Here is an 8,572-nt window from a genome sequence, read left to right as displayed (position 1 = left end):
ATTTAATGGTCGCTGATATTTCTCTTTGAAGATCCTCATCCGCTTTTTTTACATCATAACACTTTAATATCTTTTTTTCTTTTCCTTTTAAATATGATGTAACAAGTGTTTTCACAGCCTTTTCCGGCGATTTGCTTCCTGCACTGCAGCTTCTCACAGCAAATATAAGCCCTATTACAAGGGCTGCTGCCACAACAGCCCCTGCGATAAGCTTTATATTGATCCTGTTTAAAGAAATACCGGAATTTCTTCTTCTGGAATTTTTGCCGGATGGTCTGCGTTTTTTTCTCCTTACGGCTTTTTGCTGTTCCATAATTACACTTTACCTCTTATTCCTCTATATGTTCCTCTGATTCCGAAATCTCTTCTTTTTGTTTTTCCTCTGTTTCTTTTGACTGTTCAGCCTCCGCTTCTCTTTCTCTTACTTTCGCAAAGCTTGCCACAGTCACTCCATCCGAAAGATTGATCAGCTTCACACCTGAAGTAATTCTTCCAAGAATAGAAATATCAGAACACTGAAGCCGGATAATAATTCCTTCTGTTGTGATCATCATGATCTCATTTTCTTCATTAACCGCTTTTGCACCGATCACATTACCTGTTTTTTCTGTTATCTTATAGCATTTTACGCCTTTGCCGCCTCTGTTCTGACAGGTAAATTCACTGATGGAAGTACGTTTGCCCATACCATTTTCAGACACTACAAGAAGATAATATCCCTGGGAGTTCAGCTGCATTGCCACAACCTCATCACCATCCATAAGGTTAATGCCTCTTACACCCATGGAAACACGTCCTGTAGTCCTTACATCTGTCTCTTTAAAACGGATACACTGACCGTCCTTTGTAACCAGGATAATATCTTTTTTGTTGTTTGTGACCTTAACTTCTATCAACTCATCATCTTCTCTAAGAGAGATCGCGGCCAGACCGATCTTGCGGACATTTGCATAATCCTGGATTGGAGTTTTCTTCACCAGTCCTTTACGGGTAGCCATTACCAGATACTGATCCTCTTCAAATTTGTTGATAGGGATCACCGCTGTAATACGTTCTCCCGGCATCAGCTGCAGAAGATTGATGATCGCCGTTCCTCTGGCTGTTCTGCTCGCCTCCGGGATTTCATATGCCTTGAGGCGGTAAACACGCCCCGTATTGGTAAAGAACATCACATAATGATGAGTGGTAGTCATCATCAGTTCTTCAATATAATCGTCCTCAATGGTCTGCATTCCCTTGATTCCCTTACCGCCCCTGTTCTGGCTGCGGAAGTTATCAACCGTCATACGCTTGATGTAACCAAGCTTTGTCATGGTGATCACTGTATTTTCACGGGGGATCATGTCTTCCATGGAAATATCAAACGCGTCAAAACCTATGGATGTTCTTCTGTCATCCCCGTATTTTTCGGAAATTTCCAGAATCTCTTCCCGGATCACACGGAGAAGAAGATTTCTGTCCTCAAGGATTGCCTTTAATTTACGGATTTTTTCCATTAATTCTGCATATTCCGCTTCCAGCTTTTCACGTTCCAGACCGGTAAGCGCACGAAGACGCATATCTACGATTGCCTGCGCCTGTACTTCTGTCAGTTCAAAACGATCTATTAATTCCTGTTTGGCAATCTGAACGCTTCTGGAACCGCGGATAATACGAATTACTTCATCGATATTATCCAGCGCCTTAAGAAGTCCCTCCAAAATATGGGCTCTCTCCTGGGCTTTATTCAGGTCATACTGTGTCCTTCTTGTTACAACATCCTCCTGATGTGCCAGATAATATTTGAGCATATCATGGATATTCAGTACCTTTGGTTCCAGACTTCCATTGGTAGATACCAGACAGAGCATAATCACGCCAAAGGTATCCTGAAGCTGTGTGTGCTTATAAAGCTGGTTCAGGACAACGTTAGCGTTGGCATCCTTACGCAGATCGATACAGATACGCATTCCCTCGCGGCTGGAATGATCGTTCAGGTCTGTAATACCGTCGATTTTTTTGTCGCGGACAAGTTCCGCTATCTTTTCGATCAGACGGGCTTTATTTACCAGATACGGAAGTTCTGTAACAATAATACGTGACTTTCCATTTGGAAGTGTCTCGATATTTGTCACCGCACGGACACGGATCTTGCCACGGCCGGTACGATATGCTTCCTCAATTCCTCTCGTTCCCAGGATTGTAGCTCCTGTAGGAAAATCCGGTCCCTTTACAATCTCCAGAATTTCTTCAATTGTGGTATCTCTCTGTTCTTCGATAATATTGTCAATAATCTTTACAACCGCCTGGATAACCTCACGAAGGTTGTGAGGCGGAATATTGGTAGCCATACCTACGGCAATACCAGAGGTTCCGTTTACAAGAAGATTGGGATAACGTGAAGGGAGCACAACGGGCTCTCGTTCTGTTTCGTCAAAGTTCGGCTGAAAGTCAACGGTATTCTTATTGATATCCGCAAGCATCTCCATTGATATTTTACTGAGACGGGCCTCTGTATATCGCATGGCAGCCGCCCCGTCACCGTCAACAGACCCAAAGTTTCCATGACCGTCTACCAGAGGATATCTGGTTGACCAGTCCTGTGCCATATTTACAAGTGCTCCGTAAATAGAACTGTCTCCATGAGGGTGATACTTACCCATGGTATCACCGACAATACGCGCACATTTACGATGCGGCTTGTCAGGTCCGTTGTTCAGCTCAATCATTGAGTACAGTACACGCCTCTGTACCGGTTTCAGTCCGTCCCGGACATCCGGAAGGGCTCGTGATGCAATAACACTCATGGCATAATCGATATAAGATTTTTCCATGGTCTTCTGCAGATCCACCTCATGGACTTTATCAAAAATATTGTCTTCCATCTTTTATTCTCCTAGATATCCAGATTTTCTACAAATCTTGCATTTTCTTCGATGAATTCTCTCCTTGGCTCTACCTTATCCCCCATAAGTGTGGTAAAGGTCAGATCAATCTCCGATGTTGCAGATTCATCCATGGTCACTCTCAGAAGAATTCTCTTCTCCGGATCCATAGTAGTTTCCCAAAGCTGCTCAGCATCCATCTCTCCAAGTCCTTTGTATCGCTGGATCTTATTGTTGTTATCACGACCGATTTCTTCCAGAATACGGTTCAATTCAGCATCATCATAGGCATACCATACCTTTTTATTCTTCTCAATCTTATAAAGAGGAGGCTGCGCCAGATATACATATCCCTGCTTGATCAGCTCCGGCATAAACCGATACAAAAAAGTAAGAAGAAGGGTTGCAATATGCGCTCCATCCACATCGGCATCTGTCATGATGATAATTTTATGATAACGAAGTTTGCTGATATCAAAATCCTCATGGATACCTGTTCCAAAAGCTGTGATCATGGCCTTAATCTCTTTATTTCCGTAAATTTTATCCAGACGAGCCTTTTCTACATTCAGAATCTTGCCTCGAAGAGGAAGAATCGCCTGTGTGGCGCGATTTCTTGCTGTCTTGGCAGAACCGCCGGCAGAATCTCCCTCTACAATATAAATTTCACAATTTTTAGGATCTTTGTCTGAACAGTCCGCCAGTTTGCCCGGCAGAGACATTCCGTCCAGAGCTGATTTTCTTCTTGTAAGATCTCGAGCCTTACGGGCTGCCTCTCTGGCTCTCTGTGCAAGAACAGATTTCTCCACTGTAGATTTCGCAACCGTAGGATTCTGTTCCAGGAAAATCTCCAGCTGCCTGCTGACAACCGAATCAACAGCGCCTCTTGCTTCACTGTTTCCAAGTTTCTGTTTCGTCTGACCCTCAAACTGAGGCTCCTCGATCTTAACACTGACAATAGCAGTCAGACCTTCACGGATGTCATCACCGCTTAAATTAGGCTCGCTGTCCTTCAGAAGCTTGTTCTTTCTGGCATAATCATTAAAAGTTTTCGTCAGAGCATTACGGAATCCCATGATATGAGTTCCGCCCTCCGGTGTATTGATATTATTTACAAAACCATAGGTATTCTCTGTGTAGGAATCATTATGCTGCATGGCAACCTCGACCATAACACCGTCTTTTTCTCCTTCACAGTAGATCACCTCCGGATAAAGAGCTTCTTTGCTTCTGTTCAGATAAGTAACAAATTCCTGGATACCGCCTTCGTAATGGAAAGTTTTCTCTTTCTTGGAATCCTCTCTGTCATCTCTCAGAACGATCTTCAGACCTTTGGTAAGAAAAGCCATTTCCCGAAGACGCTGTTTCAGGATGTCATAATCATAGACTGTTTCCTCAAAAATTTCTTTATCAGGAAGAAACGTGACCGTTGTTCCCGTATATTCCGGGGCACAGTCTCCCACGATCTTCAGAGGATAAATCGTATGACCTCTCTCATATCTCTGTTTATATTCTTTTCCCTCTTTGTAGATGGAAACCTCCAGCCATTCAGACAGAGCATTTACAACCGATGCGCCAACTCCATGAAGACCTCCGGATACCTTGTATCCCCCGCCGCCAAATTTACCACCGGCATGCAGGATCGTAAATACCACCTCAACTGCCGGGATACCGGCTTTATGATTAATTCCTACCGGGATACCTCTTCCGTTATCTATGACTGTAATTGAATTGTCAGGATTAATGACTACCTGAATTTCTGTACAAAATCCGGCAAGTGCTTCATCCACTGCGTTATCAACGATTTCATACACAAGATGATGCAGGCCTCTGCTTGACGTACTTCCAATGTACATACCTGGTCTTTTTCTTACAGCTTCCAGTCCTTCCAAAATCTGAATTTGGTCCGCTCCGTACTCTGTATTCTCTCCGCCCATTTCGTCCTCCTGTCATTTTAGATTTATAGCATCAACAGGCCTGCAGAAAACCCCTGCAACCTCTGATAAATAGACATAGTAATACTAATCTATTATAGCACAAAATAGGGCTGCTTTCCATTCATTTTCAGAAAAATATAGAAAACTTCCTGGCAGCCAGAATCTCTCTGACTGTCAGGAAGTCGTTTTTACTGCTCTATATTCACCAGATACTGATACACATCTCTCTTGCTTACTCCCCGGTCCTTTGCCACCTGTTTCATGGCTTCCTTCCGGGAAAGTCCCTTACTCTCATAGATTTCCATATGCTCTTCTATTGTGATCTCCTCCCAGGAAGCTGCTGCCTCTTCTTTCAGTTCCTGGCGGCTCTTTCCCTCTATGACCATAACGCACTCTCCAAGAGGCTTCTCTTTCTCATAGTGTGCGATCAGCTCGTCTATGGTCGTGCGGAATGCCGTCTCATGCTTTTTGGTAAGTTCCCTGCAAAGAGTCATCCTGCGGTTTCCAAGAGTCTCCCTGAGATCTTTCAGAGTTTTTACCAGCTTATGGGGCGCCTCGTAAATAATAATGGTCCTGGTTTCGTCCACAAGCTCCTGCAGGATTTCCCTGCGCTCTTTTTTATCCATGGGAAGAAAAGCCTCAAAGGCAAATCTTCTGGTGGGAAGTCCGGATAAGGTCAGAGCAGTAATGCATGCCGCCGGACCGGGAAGGGATGTAACCTCAATCCCAGCCTCATAACACATGGCAGCCAGTTCCTCTCCGGGATCTGAGATTCCCGGTGTCCCTGCATCTGTAATCAGAGCAATATCCATCCCACTATGCATTTTTTCGATAAGGGTATATGCTTTTTCTATTTTGTTGTACTCATGGTAGCTGGTCATAGGTGTTTTTATATCAAAATGATTCAGAAGCTTAATGCTGTTTCGGGTATCCTCCGCAGCAATAAGATCCACCTCTCTCAGTGTCCGGAGAACTCTGAGCGTAATATCCTCCAGATTTCCGATGGGCGTTGCACATAAATATAATTTTCCGCTCATAATTTCTCCTTTCGCACAGCAGTCCGTACCTGAAATATCAGACCTTTTTTCTTCTGGTATTTACGCCCCTGACGGGCCGTATATCTTCAATATGTCCTCCGTATAAACTCCCGGCTTTTCATAGACGATCAGCGGACGTTCTACGGTAATTCTGGAATTTCCGCCTTTCAGGGCTTCGATGAGAACCATATTAGGTTCTCTGTCAACAAAAGGATATACCAGCTGCATTCTCTTTGGTTCCAGTTTATACTTTGTCAGCACCTGAAAGATCTCCGCCAGCCGGAAGGGACGATGTACCATGTAAAAATGTCCCCGGTCTTTTAATACCCGGGATGTCTGGCTCACCACATCTTCCAGTGTACAGAGGATTTCATGTCTGGCTATGGCTTTTGGCATATGTGGATTCTGCAGACCATGCTGACCGATCATATAAGGCGGATTACATGTGACTGCATGAAAAGAAGCTGCCCCAAAAATTTCAGCAGCCTCTTTGATATCACCGCAGACAATGTCTATGTCCTTTTCCAGATCATTATAAACCACACTTCTCCGCGCCATTTCCGCACATTCCTTCTGGATCTCCAGCCCGGTAAAATGTTCTCCCGGAGTTTTTGACCTGAGAAGAATGGGGATGATCCCGGTTCCTGTTCCCATATCCAGAACACGCTGGCCTTTTTTTATTTTTGCAAAACCGGATAAAAGAACAGCATCCATTCCAAAGCAGAATTTCTCCGGACTCTGGATCACATAATAACCATTCTGAAGATCATCAGCTCTCTCTCCTGGCTTTACAAGACTGTCTCGCAGTTTATTTTCCATGAGATACGGAATCTCCCTCTTTATCCTGAAGTTTCTCTAGTTCCTTCATTTCCTTTTCGGAAATTTTGATCTTTTTCTTTCTGGGACGGAATTTCAGTTCTCCTACCGGATATTCCTGGATTTCCTTCTCATCATTAACCTCAACAATGACTTTTACCAGCTGTCTCAGCACATTTACACTGTGTACGGTTCCCTGAAGTCCATCCGGAAGAGTAACCGTATCTCCTGTTCCCGGAAGCTTCTTGTTCAGTTCCTCATAGGTTTCCTGCTCGTTCTTCAGACAGCACATCAGCCTTCCGCAGACACCGGATATCTTTGTCTGGTTCAGTGAAAGATTCTGTTCTTTTGCCATTTTGATGGATACCGGTGCAAATTCTGAAAGATAGGTATGACAGCAGAGACATCTGCCGCAGATTCCGATTCCTCCAAGAATCTTTGTCTCATCACGTACACCGATCTGACGAAGCTCTATCCTGGTCTTAAATATCGCTGCCAGATCCTTTACAAGCTGACGGAAATCAATCCTTCCATCTGCAGTAAAATAAAACAGCACCTTATTATTATCAAAAGTATACTCCGCATCGATCAGCTTCATATCCAGTCCGTGATCACGGATCTTTTTCTGGCAGATCTTAAAGGCTTCCTTTTCCTTTTCTCTGTTCTGTCTCTCTCTTTCCTCATCTGCAGGAGTTGCAACACGAAGCACTTCCTTCAGAGGATGAATAACCTCATCTTCCTCTACATCCTTCGGTCCCAGCACCACGCGCCCGAATTCAACTCCACGCGCTGTCTCAACGATCACATGATCGCCAACCTTCATCTTATATCCTTTTGGGTTAAAATAATATATTTTTCCGACATTTCGAAATCTGATACCTACTACTTTTGTCATTCTATCTCTCCCTGATGGTCAGGAACAGCAGCTCCAGTGCCAGTTCAAAGTTTACGTTTGCACGAAGACGTACCTTGGTTTTTTCCAGCGCTTCCAGTATCTTTTCCAGATTTTCATAGGAGCGCAGACTTGCCTGTTCCTTAATATAATTAATTTCCTGTTTAAAAACCAGATTATCGATTTCTCTGGTAGCCTTGAACATCAGTACGTCTCTGAACCAGAACTGGAAAATATCCAGATAATCTCCGATATTCTGTTTTTCTGCTGACAGAAGTTTGATTTCATCCGCAAGCTCATAAACCTCCATAGAGTCCGCATTCTTCAGTATTTTCAGAGCATTCTGCGTAATATTGGAAAACTCTTCTGAAGTAGCGGCTTCTTTAGCGATTCCTATACTGCCCTGTGCAAAAGATGCATCGATCTCAGCCTGATAATCCGGAACGTGAAGACGTTCCATCAGATACTGTTTTACAAGGCTGTCGTCTACAACTTTCAGATCCAGTCGTACACATCTGGACTGAATCGTAGGCAGCAGTCCGTCTACATTACTTGTAAGAAGCATGATCACTGCATATTCCGGCGGTTCTTCTATTGTCTTAAGCAGTGCATTCTGAGCCTGCACGGTCATCATCTGCGCGTCTGGGATGATATATATTTTGTGCTGGCTGCAGTATGGCTTCACCGCAACATCATAAATCACCTGCTCGCGGATCTCATCAATACTTATCGTTCCGGGTTTTTCATGGTTGACCATAATGATATCCGGGTGATTCTTTCCCATGGCCTTTTTACAGGAGTCGCATTTCTGGCAGGGCTCTGTCCCACCTTTTTCACACTGAAGAGTCATTGCATATGTGGTTGCAAGAAGCTTCTTTCCGGATCCGGGTCTCCCCGTAAAAATATAAGAATGGGAAACCTTTCCCGTCTTAATGGCATTTTTTAAATGTCTGATAATCTCCTCGTGTCCAATAATGTTGTTAAAACCAACCATTCAGAATCACCTCACTTTATTATTAAACAGGT

At 43.8% G+C, this 8,572-nt stretch carries 6 protein-coding genes and 1 pseudogene; all 7 read right to left on the bottom strand.

What is annotated here, in order from left to right; translation table 11 throughout:
- A pseudogene (locus tag RDS42_RS09445) lies at window positions 1-313 on the bottom strand (hypothetical protein); the annotation flags it as partial.
- Between the two features lie 16 nt (window positions 314-329).
- Window positions 330-2,864: a DNA gyrase subunit A gene (gene gyrA / locus RDS42_RS09440; RefSeq protein ID WP_308783445.1), complete on the bottom strand. Its 2,535-nt coding sequence runs from the start codon at window positions 2,862-2,864 to the stop codon at window positions 330-332.
- A gap of 11 nt (window positions 2,865-2,875) precedes the next feature.
- On the bottom strand, window positions 2,876-4,801 hold the full coding sequence (gene gyrB / locus RDS42_RS09435; RefSeq protein ID WP_308783444.1) for a DNA topoisomerase (ATP-hydrolyzing) subunit B: 1,926 nt from the start codon (window positions 4,799-4,801) through the stop codon (window positions 2,876-2,878).
- A 188-nt stretch (window positions 4,802-4,989) separates the two neighbouring features.
- On the bottom strand, window positions 4,990-5,838 hold the full coding sequence (gene rsmI / locus RDS42_RS09430) for a 16S rRNA (cytidine(1402)-2'-O)-methyltransferase (RefSeq protein WP_308783443.1): 849 nt from the start codon (window positions 5,836-5,838) through the stop codon (window positions 4,990-4,992).
- 60 nt (window positions 5,839-5,898) lie between these two features.
- Window positions 5,899-6,657 carry a tRNA1(Val) (adenine(37)-N6)-methyltransferase gene (locus tag RDS42_RS09425; RefSeq protein ID WP_308783442.1) on the bottom strand — a complete coding sequence of 253 codons (759 nt, stop codon included), beginning with the start codon at window positions 6,655-6,657 and terminating at the stop codon, window positions 5,899-5,901.
- A complete protein-coding gene (locus tag RDS42_RS09420; RefSeq protein ID WP_308783441.1) occupies window positions 6,647-7,549 on the bottom strand; it encodes a stage 0 sporulation family protein in 903 nt (300 codons plus the stop codon). The genes RDS42_RS09425 and RDS42_RS09420 overlap by 11 nt, the downstream gene beginning before the upstream one ends.
- 1 nt (window position 7,550) lies before the next feature.
- On the bottom strand, window positions 7,551-8,540 hold the full coding sequence (locus tag RDS42_RS09415) for a DNA polymerase III subunit delta' C-terminal domain-containing protein (protein WP_308783440.1): 990 nt from the start codon (window positions 8,538-8,540) through the stop codon (window positions 7,551-7,553).
- Window positions 8,541-8,572: the final 32 nt, after the last annotated feature.

The sequence above is a fragment of the uncultured Blautia sp. genome, from assembly GCF_902497045.1.
Taxonomy (GTDB): Bacteria; Bacillota; Clostridia; order Lachnospirales; family Lachnospiraceae; genus Blautia_A.
The sequence above is the reverse complement of the archived record's forward strand: the minus strand, read 5'-3'. Positions and strand labels throughout refer to the sequence as shown.

Coding starts and splice junctions, on each gene's coding strand:
- RDS42_RS09415 (WP_308783440.1), bottom strand. CDS start 8,540: ATGGTTGGTTTTAACAACATTATTGGACACGAGGAGATTATCAGACAT.
- gyrA (WP_308783445.1), bottom strand. CDS start 2,864: ATGGAAGACAATATTTTTGATAAAGTCCATGAGGTGGATCTGCAGAAG.
- RDS42_RS09425 (WP_308783442.1), bottom strand. CDS start 6,657: ATGGAAAATAAACTGCGAGACAGTCTTGTAAAGCCAGGAGAGAGAGCT.
- RDS42_RS09420 (WP_308783441.1), bottom strand. CDS start 7,549: ATGACAAAAGTAGTAGGTATCAGATTTCGAAATGTCGGAAAAATATAT.
- gyrB (WP_308783444.1), bottom strand. CDS start 4,801: ATGGGCGGAGAGAATACAGAGTACGGAGCGGACCAAATTCAGATTTTG.
- rsmI (WP_308783443.1), bottom strand. CDS start 5,838: ATGAGCGGAAAATTATATTTATGTGCAACGCCCATCGGAAATCTGGAG.